The sequence below is a fragment of the Flavobacterium sp. PL02 genome, assembly GCF_035013205.1.
Lineage (GTDB): Bacteria > Bacteroidota > Bacteroidia > Flavobacteriales > Flavobacteriaceae > Flavobacterium.
In genome coordinates, this window is record NZ_JAYGJP010000007.1 from 164323 (window position 1) to 178542 (window position 14220).

A 14220-nucleotide genomic window follows, 5' to 3' on the forward strand; every position below is an offset into this window, starting at 1 on the left:
TAAGCGTTTTTCGGTGATTTTTTAACCATATAAGTCATTTAAGAAAACTTAAGTTTCATTTACATGAAAGTTATATTTTTATATGGTTAACTTTTTAGTTTATTGATATAACTCAAAAATTAATCCTCTAGTTTGGCGAAAAAATCATTCCTTGAAATATAATTTTTAAGAGGTAAAACCAAGCAAGTTGCCAAAACAAATGGTAGCGTAAATGCACCACCAGCATTTTGAAGAATTTCAATTTTAGCATTTACTAATCCGATATTGATTATGACACAGATTACTACTGAAATTAAAACCAGAGCACCATCTATTTTTTTATTTCCAGCAAAAACAATGGCACACAGTACAGCGTTAAAACTAAATAATCCCATATGAATTTCATTAATAGGCTCGTGTCCATGAAAAGAAAGTGCCGAACTTATTGCAGAAGCCATTAAACCATATAAAGCAGCAATAGGCGAATTAATATAAACTCCAATAAAGAAAAGAAGCCCTGCCCAAATACTTGCCTGAAAAATTACTTCTCCAAAACCATTAACCTCAGAAGAAAAAGCGTCAATATCTGTTAAATCGGGAACGGTTAGGTATTCTGGTGATGGAGGAATATTCGAAAAGTGGTGAAGTAACGATACTATAATCCAGGTTACAAAAATGAATGGGAAAGTAAAAACAGGAATTTTTCTTTTGATAAAGAAATGCTGAAGCATTGCAGCAGCAATAGATCCCAGAATAACGAGTAGCCAAATAATGACTTCATTTTTGAATAAAAAAACCAATGCAACACCTACTAATGACGGACTGAATCCGTATAATCCCATTTTAATTTCTTCTTTGTCATATTTTAAAGCCTTAGCGGTAAGTGTACCCGTTAAAGATGCAAGAAGTACTGCAATACCCATTGATGTAGATCCTGCAAAAAGCCCAATGGTAAAAAGCAATCCAGTATAGATATTTTCTTGCAGCATTATTTGTCCAACACCTTTTAAAACTTCACTTACAAGGGGAAATTTTTGTTCTATTATTTTGTTCATCTTTTTCTTTTTTAATCTAATTTGTAGATTTTTTGTTTGCTATAATTGTAATTATTTATAAGGAAATTATAACAGTTTACCACCCTAAGAATACCATCCCGAATGCACAAGTTGTAATTACAAAACCACCTATTGCGTTAGAGTAGCGCTCTAGTTTTTCAGTCTTGATAAGGCTGTATCCATAACGACCTAAGATTACCATAAGTAACATGGTTAGAACGGTAGAAATTGTAAAGACACTAATAAGTACCACAATTTCGGTTACTGAACGATGTGTTCCTGAGAAAAAGAGTAGAGGAATCAAGGGTTCGCTTGGACCCATAACAAAAATTGCAAAAAGAACCAGAGGAGTTACTTTTACTCTTTTATCAGGCATTACAATTTCGCCATGTTTGTGTTCAAAAACATAAACATCTTCACCTAGAACATCAAAATGTTTATGAGGTTTGTTTTTATAAGCTTGCCAAACTCCATAGATTAAATAAATGAGTCCAAAAATCAATAAAGCCCAGCCAGAAATGTTTCCGCGTATATCCTGAAACCAGCTTATTTTATTCATTTGCCAGCCTAAAAATACAGCAATCAGACCAAGAACTACAGAACTTAAAACATGACCAAAACCACAAACTATTGTGAGCATATAGGTTTTAAAAGCAGACCATTTTCTTGAACGTGATAATACAATAAAAGGTAAATAATGATCTGGTCCCGACATGGTATGTATGGAACTAATGGATATGGCGGTGAGCGATAATGCCCATAATGTCTCTGTCATAATAAAATATTTTCGGTTTTAAAAGCCCATACTTTTTCCTGTATTTTCTGGAAGCAATTAAACATTTGTTCTCCTCCGTGACCTAATAATCTTAGAACAAAACCATCATTTTGTAAAGATGAAATTCCGAATTCCAACTCCTTTTCAGTTGAAATCATTTCGTAAATCTCTTCTATAAAATCATCAGTTTTAATGTTTTTAGTATTCAGATAAACTAAAGTGCCTTGATGAGTAAATGTTTCTAAGCAGCCTATAGAATCTAATGGGATTATTTGGGGGCGTAATAAAATATTGTCTTTAAAAATTAATTTTTGCTTATGGAAGACTTCAGTTTTATTCTGAAAATGAGAATATTTAAAAATTTCTCCATGGTGTTTTCTTCCGCAAGTAATTATTTCACCCATCATAAGATCACAATCATCTTCGATATAAATTGTATTTGTACTTGTAAATGTTGAATTTTCATGTGGTACAATCGGATGTGGTACATAAAAGAAAGAAGTGTTTGCTTCCATTTTTGCAACAAGATTTTGCGTTGCATGACCATCCATATTAAATAAACGCTGGTAGGATTGTGATAATAGCTGCAAACGGGCATTTTCTTCTACCAGAACATCAATATAATAATTATCACCATTTAAAATCCCTGGTGACGAACTGGTTATCATTAAGTATGCGCCACCATCCTTTTTTAATTGCCCCACAGGAACAACGCGAAAAGGAGGTGTTACATACACATCTTTCATATAAGAGTTTCCGTCTCTACAGCCTGTTACGATGCTTAATTTAGAATCCATTAGCGGTATAACTTTGGTTCTTCGACATCTTCTAAAAGGGCATATTTTTTAATCCATCCTATAATACTGTCAAGACCTTCATCTGTTTTAAGATTACTAAAAACAAATGGTTTTCCCTGACGCATTCTGCGAGCATCATTTTCCATTACTTCTAAGCTTGCACCAACCATAGGAGCAAGGTCAATTTTATTAATTAGTAATAGATCAGAACGTGTAATTCCTGGCCCACCTTTTCTTGGAATTTTTTCACCTCCAGATACATCAATAACAAAAATGGTTACATCGGCTAAATCTGGACTAAAGGTTGCCGAAAGGTTATCACCACCACTTTCGATTAAAATAATTTCGATGTTAGGAAATCGTTTTGCCAGTTCATTTACAGCCTCTAAGTTCATACTTGCGTCTTCGCGAATGGCCGTGTGAGGGCATCCACCAGTTTCTACTCCGATGATTTTCTCTTTTGGTAAAAGACTGTTTTTTGCCATAAATTCGGCATCTTCTTTAGTATAGATATCATTGGTAATTACCCCGATATTATAATCGTCCATTATTTTTCTGGAAAGTCTTTCCAAAAGTGCTGTCTTTCCAGATCCTACAGGACCAGCGACACCTATTTTCACATATTTTCTATCTTCCATTTTTATTCTAAATATTATTGTTTTAAGACATATATAGTCTTGAATATAATCTCTCATGTTGCATGGCTCTTATATCAAAAGCAATACTGCACATTCCGATTAGGTTTTTATCTAAGGAAAGGGTTTCTGCTACCAATTGTTCTATTTTGGGCTGAAAGCGAAACATCATATCTTGTCCGTCTAGTTGACTCAGCGGTACTAATTTTACACTGTTGGTAATCATTCCGATGCAACTGTTGTAAAAAAAAGCAAACAAAGATTCTTCAAGTGGGATTTCCATTAAGCAAGCATACATACCAAAAGCAATAGCATAATGCCCTGTTGTATCGCCTTTATAAATGCTTTGCTCATATTGTAATGCAAGATCAAACTCTTTATGTCGCCTGAAAATTTTAATGAATCGCAGCCCTAATTTTTGGCTAGCATCCCGCATTTCTCTTGGAGATTTTAATGCAGTACATTCCTGATCCAAAAGAATCAGGGCTTGCAAATCATTATTTAGCGTTTTTTCATAAGCCAATCGCATAAAAGATGCATCATTAAATTTGATGTTGTATTTAAGCATGTTTTCAATGAAAACCTCTGCCGAAGGGGTATCTTTTACGATATTATTTTGCACATAAGTTTCCAATCCATTAGAATGCGAAAATCCTCCTATGGGCAATGTGGGGTCGGCTATATGCAGTAAACTGCCTAAAAATTTATTGGTCATTTTTTGAGGCGATATTAATAATTTTGCTGAATAAAGAAGTACTTCCCGCATGACCATGAGGCTCTACGTTTGATTTTAATAAATTCAGTAATTGATGTTCTTCTTTAGTAGGTTGGTAACCTGCAGCTTCTAACCATCTAAACATGGGCATTTCAAAAGGCATCATTACTTTGTCTTCCTGAATAAAAAGAGGCATGTGTTTATTACCAATTTCATAACAAACGGTTCCCATTTGCAACATCGTAGTAGGCTTTATTACAAGAGCTTCACAAGGTTTTATGTACACAACAATAGCTGTATCATTATCTTGATAAAGAATGTCGCCATCACGTAATCGTTGTCCTTCTTTTAAGAATTTAATAGACAATTCTGTACCGCCATTGCTAGTTTTTCGCTGAATGCGTTTGGTAGATTCATACCATTCAATTTCCAGTAAGTCAACCTTTAGTTTGTCTAAAGGTTGCTGGGCAGTATTACCTAATATTTCTTTAATAAGCATGTGATAACTTTTTTAATTTAGTTTGAGCTAAGCTCTTAAAACATAAAATACAATTGAGCCAAAGGCAGTTTAGTAGCTGGTTCACACGTAATATGTACACCATCTACCAATACTTTGTAATTCTCAGGATTTACTTCAATATCTGGAGTTCCATCGTTATGAATCATATTTGCTTTAGAGATGTTACGGCAGTTTCTTACTGGCAAAACCATTTTTTGTAAACCATATTCTTCAACAATTCCTTTTTCGATAGAAATTTGAGATACGAAAGTGGCACAAGTACCGTACTTAGCTTTTCCGTGAGAACCAAACATAGTTCTGTAAACAATAGGTTGTGGAGTAGGGATAGATGCATTTGGATCTCCCATTTTTGCAGCAGCAATAAAACCACCTTTATAAATTATTTCTGGTTTTACACCAAATAATGCTGGTTTCCAAAGTACAAAATCGGCTATTTTACCAATCTCAATAGATCCCACATAATCAGAAATACCGTGAGCAATTGCAGGGTTAATCGTGTATTTAGAGATATATCTTTTTACACGGAAATTATCATTTTCAGTATCAGGGGCTAAATACCCTCTTTGAGAACGCATTTTGCTTGCTGTTTGCCAAGTTCTGGTAACAACTTCACCTACACGACCCATAGCTTGCGAGTCAGAACTCATGATACTAAACACTCCCATATCTTGCAAAATATCTTCGGCAGCAATAGTTTCTGGACGAATTCTTGAATCTGCAAAAGCTACATCTTCAGGGATATTCTTACTTAAGTGGTGACAAACCATTAACATATCCATGTGCTCATCTATAGTATTTACAGTAAATGGTCTTGTAGGATTAGTCGATGCTGGCAATACATTTTTATACATTGCAGCCTTAATAATGTCTGGTGCGTGTCCTCCACCAGCACCTTCAGTATGGAAAGTATGTATAACACGACCATTAATCGCAGTCATAGTATCTTCTAGGAAACCTGCCTCGTTTAAGGTATCAGTATGTATAGCAACTTGCACATCATATTCGTCAGCCACAGTAAGAGAAGCATCAATAACTGCAGGAGTAGCTCCCCAGTCTTCGTGAATTTTTAATCCTAATGCACCCGCTTCAATTTGTTCAATTAATGGTTTAGATGTAGAGCAGTTTCCTTTTCCGAAGAAACCTAAATTCATAGGATACTCATCTGCAGCCTGAAGCATTTTTTCAAGATTCCATTTTCCTGGAGTAATTGTTGTAGCATTGGTTCCGTCATTTGGTCCAGTACCACCACCAATCATTGTAGTAATACCACTGTACAAAGCAGTTTCTATTTGTTGCGGACAAATAAAATGAATGTGTGTATCGATTCCTCCAGCAGTAAGAATATAACCGCTACCACCATGAACTTCGGTAGATGCACTAATGATAAGATTAGAATCTACACCATCCATAATATCTGGATTTCCAGCTTTACCAATACCTACGATTTTACCATCCCGAACACCTACATCGGCTTTTACAATTCCCCAATGATCAATAATAATAACTCCTGTAATACAAAGGTCTAACGAACCTTGCTCACGGATAGAAGTTGTGGATTGTCCCATACCATCACGTACTGTTTTTCCTCCACCAAAAATTACTTCGTCACCATATACTGCATAATCTTTTTCGATTTCTATTATTAAATCGGTATCTCCTAATCTAATTTTGTCTCCAGTTGTTGGTCCTGCTAGATTAGCATATTTATCTCTACTTATTTTAAGACTCATTTGATGTATTTTTAAAATTTAATTGCTCAGCTAATTTTAATGCCATGTCTTTATTATGCGATGAATTGGCATCACCGTTTACAAGATTATTTAGTCCCATAATTCTGCGATTTCCACCTATTTTTACAAGGCTAACTTCTTTTTCTTCGCCTGGTTCAAAACGAACCGCAGTGCCAGATGGAATGTTTAAACGCATACAAAATGCTTTTTCTCTATCAAATTCCATGGCTCTGTTTACTTCAAAAAAATGAAAATGCGAACCTATTTGTATTGGTCTGTCTCCTGTATTAATTACTTTTATACTAGTTGTTTCACGACCTTCATTTAAGATGATATCGCCTTCTTTTATAAATATTTCTCCTGGTATCATTTTTTGTTTTTTTAGATTAACGAATTGGGTTGTGAACAGTTACCAGTTTAGTTCCGTCTGGGAAAGTTGCTTCTACTTGTATGTCATGAATCATCTCTGGGACACCCGGCATTACATCGTCTCGTGTTAGTACTTTGGCACCACTTTGCATAAGTTCGGCAACAGTATTGCCATCTCTGGCACCTTCCATAACAAAAGCTGTTATGATTGCAATAGTTTCGGGATAATTAAGTTTTAATCCTCTTGCTTTTCTTTTTAAAGCGACCTCGGACGCTAAAAAGACCAATAATTTCTCGGTCTCTCTTGGAGTTAAGTGCATATTTTTTGTTTTTAAATTGTTTAAAGAATACGGTGAATTACTTTCGAATTTGAGTACATCGAAAGTGGGGAAAACAGTAAAGTAATTTGTTGTGTGTAATTCGTAAAAATGGTACTTGATACACAAGAAGATAGATTCCGAAATTAAGTTTCAGGCAATTTTAAAACATCAAAAAGTTAGCACATAGAGTTATGCGTTTTTTTGATAGGAATACCTTTTCTACACTTTTGGAAGTTATGTTTCTGTGTATTAAAAATAGTTGACCCGAAGGTTTATGGTATTTTTATTGCGTGGTATTGTAAGAATAACGGTAAATTATACTGCGTACTATTTGGACTCTCTTTTAGAAGTGAGAATCTATTATCAAATGAGTTAATTTGTAAGTAAACCCATATTTCATAAGGAATGAAATATGGGTTTTCTATATCTAAATCTTCATTTGAAATTATTGAATCAATATCATTATTTATTCCTGATAAGGTTTTTTGAATAGACACTTCCTTTTTGTGACTACTCTTTAATAATGGTATTGCTTTGTTATTATCTGCTAACAAATTTTGTCCAAAAAACAAGAAAAATATAAAATAGAAGAATAGGACAAATCTTGTCTTATTCTTAATTTTTAAAATCTCGCTTTTTAGATTATGCATTTATTTTTTTTGTAGAAATTACTTTACAAAATTACTGTTTTTAGTAATTTGAAGGCTGCTCTACCTGCTAAAGATTTGTTAAATATAATACTAAAAAAATGAATTATCTTTGTTTAAAGGATTTATTTTCGCTGTAAGTATCTTATTTGTAGTGTTTTATATTGTTTTTGAATGGGCTTTAGATTATCCGTTTTGATTGAAAAAAGCTTGAGTAAACTATTTTCTATAAAAGATGACTGATATTGATTGACGTTTATAATTGGTATTATGATTTCTTGTTGTTTCTCTTTTTATGATGATAAATCATTGTTTATGTTTTTACAAATAGTATATTTTTTTTAGAATAATTTTGTTTTTATGTATTTAACTACGTAGTTTTGAATTGTAAAATATTTTGGCTATGAAAACAATAATTGTTCCTATCAATAATGACTATTCAGAAGCAGTAGTTGATTTAATATTAAGCATTCAGCAAAAAGAATTTAATGTTCCTATAACTTTACAAGACCAGCCTGATCTTCTTGAAATAAATAGTTTTTATCATGAAAAAGGAGGTTGTTTTTGGGGAGCATTTATAGATGGGGAATTGGTTGGTACTATTGCCTTGGTAAGATATGATGATAGGGAAGGTGCAATAAGAAAGATGTTTGTAAAAAAAGAGTTCAGAGGTAAAGAGTTATTCATTGCCCAACAGCTTTTGGATACTTTAATTGCTTTTAGCAAAGAAAATGACATACTTGATTTATATTTGGGAACAGTTTCGATATTAGAAGCAGCTTTACGTTTTTATGAGAGAAATAATTTTATAAGAATTGAAAAAGAAACACTTCCAGAGGCTTTTCCTGTAATGGGAGCCGATAATGTGTTTTGTCATTTAAAATTAAACTAGATATGATGAATATTATAGACGAATCGGGGATTTTAGCACTATCTACAAGGCTACAACGCCTTAGCGAACAATTGCGTAAAGACGGCGCTTTGCTCTACAAATCATTTGATATTGAGTTTGAACCTAAATGGTTTCCAGTAATTTATACGCTTTACAATAAAGGAGTATTGAGTATTGTAGAAATCGCCAATGAGATTGGTTACACGCATCCATCTACAATTAGCTTGCTAAAAGAATTAGAAAAACAGAAACTTATTCGTTCTAAAAAAGATAAAGAAGATGAGCGTAAACGTTTAATTGTGCTTACGCCAAAAGGACAAGATCTTATTTTAAAAATGAAACCTGTTTGGGATATTATCTCTGAAGTTCTCAATGAAATTACCGATAATGAGAATAATTTATTGAAGGCTATTAATGAAGCCGAAAGCAAAATTGCAAACCAGAGTTTTTTACAAAGAGCATTACAATTAAAAGAGAGTAAATTGTAATCTGTTTTTGCCTATATATTTTTGTGCGATTACAATATAGTAGAGACGCACCGTAGTGCGTCTAACATGAGGTTAAGTTTAAAACAAGTTTAATTTCAGTTATTATAATTGCTCTATAAATGAAATATAATCATGTGCGCTTTTTTCTATTCTTTCTGGAGTAGCATTATTTTCTGCGCCATAAAAAGCGAATAGCGGTTTATAATCGGCTTTTATATAATTAAAAGTAACTTCAAACGGAGCAGTTAGTTGCTCTAATGTGTATTTGTATCTACCCGTTAAACTGTAGTCTTCTTCATTAATTCCTGCGGCGATACTTAAAGCAATTTTTTTATTGCTTAGTTTATATCCACTTTTGGAGCCATATGCCCATCCGTGTGTTAATACTTCATCCAGCCATTTCTTGAATAAAGGCGGTGAATTAAACCAGTAAAAAGGGAATTGAAATATAATTGAATCATGGGTTTCTAAGAGCTGTTTTTCTTTTTCAACATCAATGTTCTCATCAGGGTACACACTATGTAAATCATGTAAGAGATACTTTTCGGGATGTTTTTTTAGTTCCTCAATCCATCGTTTGTTTATAATCGAATTCTTTAAATCGGGATGTATAATAATTACTAAAGTTTTCATGTTATGAATTTTAAAATTTGCTATTGCAAAGGTCAAATACATAGAGGGATTAATCAATAAGGGGCGAATTAATCATGTAGTGATAAATTAATCACCATTGAAAACTGAAGTAAGAACTCTATTTTATCTTTACTTTTGTAAATTAACAAATGAAACTAAAGATATGTATCAACGAAAAATTCCAATAGATTATAATTGTGGTCTTACTGTTGCAATGGAAGTGGTAGGTTCTAAGTGGAAGTTTTGTTTACTAGATGAAATTTCTAAAGGGATAAAGCGCCCTAAAGATTTAGTAAAAGAAATCAGAGGTATTAGTAAGCGCGTATTACAAAACCAATTAAAGGAACTGGAATTTCATGGACTTTTGAGTAAAACAGTTTACACAGAAGTTCCACTACGAGTAGAATATTATCTTACCGAAACTGGTGAATCTCTTTTACCATTAATTGTAGCACTCGATAAGTGGGGACTAGGTTTTGCACCTCAGTTACAAATGATATTAGAAAAAGAAGTTAGCCTTGAGTTGCATTAATGGCACGAATTTTTTTGCCACAGATTAAAGGGATTAAAAGGATTTTGCTACGAATGCACTAATTTTTATTGAGTATAAAAACTATATGTGTAGTATTTATACGTAAGCAAACCACAAACTTGTCACCCTGACGCAGGAAGGGGCACCTCAAGTAGCTCGACAAAAATTATGGAATTTCTAGTGGAGACCCTTCGTTCCTCAGGGTGACAATATTGAGGAACAGCTTTACGTCCTTTGCGGTTAATTTTTTGTCACAGATCTAAACCCAAACTTGTCTTTCTGAGGAACGAAGAATCTCCGTTAGTAGCTCGACAAAGATTATGGAGTTTCTTGCGGAGACCCTTCGTTCCTCAGGGTGACAATATTGAGGTAAAGCTTTGCGCCCTTTGCGTTTAATTTTTTTGCCACAAATTAAAAGAATTTTAACTTTAAAAATCCGTTTTATCCGTGTTTTCGCGATAGCGAATCTGCGTAATCCGCGTTCCTTTTTTCAGCCACAGATTTTAAAGCTTTGCGTTCTTTGCGTAAATCCTTGCGACCTTTGCGGTTAAATAACCGTAACAGCATCAAAATTTAATGTTTCTATTATCGATAAATCTGCATTGAATTGAACAAAGCTTGCAGGGAAACCATTTTTTATTTTTCCAAATTTATCTCCCAAACCAATGGCATTTGCCACGTGTGAAGTTGCCATTTTTATAGCTTCATCTGCAGAAACATCTAAATGATTATAGGTATTTTGTACTGCATCTTGCATTGATATTGCTGCTCCGGCAAGATTGCCATCGTTGTTTCTATAAAAACCATTTTCCAGATGTGCATCAAAATTATCCCATTTAAAATCAGAAACTTTTCTTCCTAAAAATGTAGCGTCACTAATTAAGAAAAATTTATCTTGTTTTAGTTTATAAGCCAATTTTGCTGCAGCATAATCACAATGTGCGCCATCCAGAATCACGGGCGCATATACATTTTCATTTTCGAGAGTTGCTCCAACTAAACCAGGTTCGCGATGACCAAATTGTGTCATGGCATTAAATAAATGGGTTACGAGTTTTATCCCTTTCGAAAAGTAAACCTGTGCTTCTTTGTGGGTAATGGTCGAATGTCCTATCGAAATTGTAATTCCGCTTTCTAATAACATATTCAGTTGTTCATCGGTAAAACATTCTGGAGCAATCGTGATTACTTTTATAACATCTTTCCCATGTCGTATAATTTCTTCAAGTTCAGAATTTGTTGGTTTACGCACTTGGTCAATACTATGAGCTCCACGTTTTAAAGGATTTAAAAAAGGACCTTCCAGATGCATTCCGATTACGCCATTGTTATGCTTTTTTCTGTAACTACGAATCGCTTCAATTCCTTTTAGAATCGTTTCGTTAGATGATGATATTAAACACGGAAGCACATGAGTTGTTCCGTATTTAAGACTTGAATCATATATATCCTGAATTGTTTCTTCGGTTGGTGTCTGACTAAAATAATGCTTTTCGCCACCGTTTATCTGAATATCGATAAATCCTGCCGCAATATGGTTTCCTTGTAAATCAATCGTTTCAATATCATTTGGAATATCTTTTTGAACGGAAAGAATCGTTCCGTTTTCGATAATAATGACCCCATTATTGATTATTTCGTCACCAGTATGTATAGTTGTATTAATAATGGCTTGTTTCATTTTTATAATTTTATTGCTAATGTTTAATTAAGTATTTTACATTAATTGCACTACTTTTTATATTTAATCTTGTAATACAAACTTAGCATATTTCTTAAACAATGATAAGGATTTGATTTTCAATATTAGATTGTTTTTTTATCAAAAATATATTTTCGTAAAGCACCAGAGTAGCAAAATTTCATAGATAATTTGTGAATGCAAAATGGGAAACTTCAATTTTATAAAAGTAAAATATACACATTAGGGTTTGGCTAATAGTTAGTAATTAGGCGATTAGCATTATTAATTTTTAGAGGTAATGATATTTTTTTTATCTTTAATAGGAATTAAGTATCTTATTATTAATAACTTATAAATGTAATAATTATGACTACAGCTACTTCTATTACCATTTTAAAACAGCAAAAAACACTTAAAACGCTAGCATCTATATTCCAGTTTTTGGCTTATGTTGTTGGTTTAGTAACACTAATAGGGACAGTGTACCTTATTGCGACTCCACGAGGAATTGGGGGATGGATTTTGCCAGCATCTACTTTTTTTTCGGGATTCATTCTGTTTTTATTTTTATTCTCTTTTTCAAAAATTATAAATATTCTAATTGAAATCAGTAGCAAATGAAAAAGAATTTCATCTGTTTGTTATGCATTCTAATATTAGGATCATGCGCTGATAAGAAAAGTAGCGAAGGCGAAACAGTAGATGTAGTTTTGGTTGGTGGTGGCATCATGAGTGTAACTTTGGCAAATATGCTAAATGAGCTTGATCCAGACATGACCATGGTTGCCTACGAAAGGCTTGATGCTGTAGGTCAGGAAAGTTCATCGGCATGGAATAATGCCGGAACAGGACATTCTGCACTATGTGAACTCAACTATACACCCGAACTAAAAGATGGTAGTATTGATACTCATAAAGCGGTTGAGATAAATGAATCCTTTGAAATTTCAAAAGAGTTTTGGTCGTATTTGGTAGGAAATAATAAAATTGGTCCACCAAAAAGCTTCATTAATCCAACGCCACATATGAGTTTTGTGATAGGAGAAGACAATGTAAAATACCTTAAGAAAAGATTTTTGGCATTACAGAAAGAACCGCTTTTTACCGGAATGGAATTTTCTGATGATCAAAAACAAATCAATAATTGGATTCCGCTTGTAATGAATGGAAGAGATTCTTCGCAAAAAGTTGCTGCCACAAAAATTGATATTGGAACCGATGTTAATTATGGAGCACTTACTAATGAGCTGACTTCTAATCTTGTGAAATCTGGAAAAATGAAGTTGGAAGTAAATCATGAAGTAACCAATTTTAAAAGGAATGAAGATGGTACTTGGAAAGTGTATATTAAAGACTTAAAAAATAATATAACCAAAACCATTAATGCGAAGTTTGTTTTTATAGGAGCAGGAGGAGCAACGCTACCATTGCTAGAAAAAACACATATTCCTGAAGCAAAAGGATATGGAGGTTTTCCTGTTAGCGGGGAGTGGTTGGTGTGTAATAATCCTAAAATAATAGCGCAGCATCAAGCTAAAGTATATGGAAAAGCTTCGGTAGGTTCGCCACCAATGTCGGTTCCGCATCTTGATACGCGAGTTATCGATGGTAAAAAAGAACTTTTATTTGGACCTTTTGCAGGATTTTCATCCAAATTTCTTAAAAACGGAACTTGGGCAGATTTGCCTGCATCGTTTAATTTCTATAATATAAGACCTATGTTAGAAGCTGGTTTGGACAATGTTCCGCTTACAAAGTATTTGGTAGAACAAGTTGTACTCACACCCGAACAAAGATTGGCGGCATTGCAGGAATATTTTCCTAAAGCCAAGATGGAAGATTGGGATTTAAAAATTGCTGGGCAAAGGGTTCAGGTTATAAAAATTGACAATACAACACAAAGGGGGATTTTACAATTTGGTACCGAAGTCGTAACAGCGTCAGACGGAAGTGTTGCTGCTTTGCTTGGTGCATCGCCAGGAGCATCAACCTCGGTTTCGATTATGCTCAAGGTAATAGAAAAATGTTTTAAAAATGAACTTAAGACACCAAAATGGCAAGAGAAAATAAAAGAGATGATTCCGTCATACGGACTAAAATTATCAGATAATATTCCTCTCGCTAATAAAATAAGAAAAAACAATAGTGAGAAACTCGGAATTGTTTGGAAAGAAATTCATACAGTTGCTCCAAAAACGGAGACTCCATAATTGATTTCTAATTTTTAAAGAATCTATCCATACGTTATAAAAGATGTATGGATTTTTTTTGCAATTTAAATAGCCGTAAAAGAATGTATTACGTTATTATTTAATGTAATAATAGATTACAAAATGAAGGTAAAATGTGTTTCTAAAATAAATTAGAAGGTTTTGGTTCGTAATTATATGTTAAATACGTCAGTTTTATAATAACAAAAAAAGCTGTTTTAAGATTTGCAATGCTTATT

General features: G+C 33.4%; 17 protein-coding genes. 5 read left to right on the forward strand and 12 right to left on the reverse strand.

Annotated features, from left to right (window positions below):
- Positions 1-119 precede the first annotated feature (119 nt).
- From SHI72_RS18250 to SHI72_RS18295, 10 genes are all read right to left on the reverse strand, one after another.
- Entirely contained in the window at positions 120-1034 is a 915-nt protein-coding gene (locus SHI72_RS18250) for an urea transporter (protein WP_323490945.1), read from the reverse strand.
- A 76-nt stretch (positions 1035-1110) separates the two neighbouring features.
- Positions 1111-1809, reverse strand: a complete 699-nt coding sequence (locus tag SHI72_RS18255; RefSeq protein WP_039120287.1) for a sulfite exporter TauE/SafE family protein — start codon at positions 1807-1809, stop codon at positions 1111-1113.
- Positions 1806-2606 carry an urease accessory protein UreD gene (locus SHI72_RS18260; protein ID WP_323490946.1) on the reverse strand — a complete coding sequence of 267 codons (801 nt, stop codon included), beginning with the start codon at positions 2604-2606 and terminating at the stop codon, positions 1806-1808. The genes SHI72_RS18255 and SHI72_RS18260 overlap by 4 nt, the downstream gene beginning before the upstream one ends.
- Positions 2606-3244, reverse strand: coding sequence for an urease accessory protein UreG (gene ureG / locus SHI72_RS18265; protein WP_323490947.1), 639 nt, complete (start codon positions 3242-3244; stop codon positions 2606-2608). The genes SHI72_RS18260 and ureG overlap by 1 nt, the downstream gene beginning before the upstream one ends.
- Before the next feature lie 22 nt (positions 3245-3266).
- Positions 3267-3956, reverse strand: coding sequence for an urease accessory protein UreF (locus SHI72_RS18270; protein ID WP_323490948.1), 690 nt, complete (start codon positions 3954-3956; stop codon positions 3267-3269).
- Complete coding sequence (ureE, locus tag SHI72_RS18275) at positions 3946-4455, reverse strand: urease accessory protein UreE (RefSeq protein ID WP_323490949.1); 510 nt, start codon at positions 4453-4455, stop codon at positions 3946-3948. Before ureE ends, SHI72_RS18270 begins: the two co-directional genes overlap by 11 nt.
- A 35-nt stretch (positions 4456-4490) precedes the next feature.
- Positions 4491-6206: an urease subunit alpha gene (gene ureC / locus SHI72_RS18280; RefSeq protein WP_323490950.1), complete on the reverse strand. Its 1716-nt coding sequence runs from the start codon at positions 6204-6206 to the stop codon at positions 4491-4493.
- Entirely contained in the window at positions 6196-6576 is a 381-nt protein-coding gene (ureB, locus tag SHI72_RS18285) for an urease subunit beta (protein ID WP_039114086.1), read from the reverse strand. Before ureB ends, ureC begins: the two co-directional genes overlap by 11 nt.
- A 16-nt stretch (positions 6577-6592) precedes the next feature.
- A complete protein-coding gene (gene ureA / locus SHI72_RS18290) occupies positions 6593-6895 on the reverse strand; it encodes an urease subunit gamma (protein WP_039114087.1) in 303 nt (100 codons plus the stop codon).
- Positions 6896-7167: 272 nt separating this feature from the next.
- Complete coding sequence (locus tag SHI72_RS18295) at positions 7168-7545, reverse strand: hypothetical protein (protein WP_323490951.1); 378 nt, start codon at positions 7543-7545, stop codon at positions 7168-7170.
- A gap of 400 nt (positions 7546-7945) precedes the next feature.
- On the opposite strand from SHI72_RS18295, the gene SHI72_RS18300 reads away from it, so the two are divergent.
- Positions 7946-8434 (forward strand): GNAT family N-acetyltransferase, encoded by a 489-nt coding sequence (locus SHI72_RS18300; RefSeq protein ID WP_323490952.1) that lies wholly within the window; start codon positions 7946-7948, stop codon positions 8432-8434.
- Positions 8435-8439: 5 nt separating this feature from the next.
- The gene (locus tag SHI72_RS18305; protein WP_039114120.1) at positions 8440-8922 is read left to right on the forward strand and encodes a MarR family winged helix-turn-helix transcriptional regulator; all 483 of its coding nucleotides are present in this window, start codon (positions 8440-8442) and stop codon (positions 8920-8922) included.
- A 102-nt stretch (positions 8923-9024) separates the two neighbouring features.
- On the opposite strand, the gene SHI72_RS18310 is transcribed toward SHI72_RS18305, so the two are convergent.
- Positions 9025-9555, reverse strand: a complete 531-nt coding sequence (locus tag SHI72_RS18310) for an NAD(P)H-dependent oxidoreductase (RefSeq protein WP_323490953.1) — start codon at positions 9553-9555, stop codon at positions 9025-9027.
- Between the two features lie 163 nt (positions 9556-9718).
- On the opposite strand from SHI72_RS18310, the gene SHI72_RS18315 reads away from it, so the two are divergent.
- Positions 9719-10087 (forward strand): helix-turn-helix domain-containing protein, encoded by a 369-nt coding sequence (locus tag SHI72_RS18315; RefSeq protein WP_323490954.1) that lies wholly within the window; start codon positions 9719-9721, stop codon positions 10085-10087.
- Positions 10088-10634: 547 nt separating this feature from the next.
- Here SHI72_RS18315 and nagA read toward each other — a convergent pair.
- A complete protein-coding gene (gene nagA / locus SHI72_RS18320; RefSeq protein ID WP_323490955.1) occupies positions 10635-11768 on the reverse strand; it encodes an N-acetylglucosamine-6-phosphate deacetylase in 1134 nt (377 codons plus the stop codon).
- A 369-nt stretch (positions 11769-12137) separates the two neighbouring features.
- On the opposite strand from nagA, the gene SHI72_RS18325 reads away from it, so the two are divergent.
- Positions 12138-12392: a hypothetical protein gene (locus SHI72_RS18325; protein WP_039114095.1), complete on the forward strand. Its 255-nt coding sequence runs from the start codon at positions 12138-12140 to the stop codon at positions 12390-12392.
- Positions 12389-13981: a malate dehydrogenase (quinone) gene (gene mqo, locus SHI72_RS18330; RefSeq protein ID WP_323490956.1), complete on the forward strand. Its 1593-nt coding sequence runs from the start codon at positions 12389-12391 to the stop codon at positions 13979-13981. The genes SHI72_RS18325 and mqo overlap by 4 nt, the downstream gene beginning before the upstream one ends.
- Positions 13982-14220 lie beyond the last annotated feature (239 nt).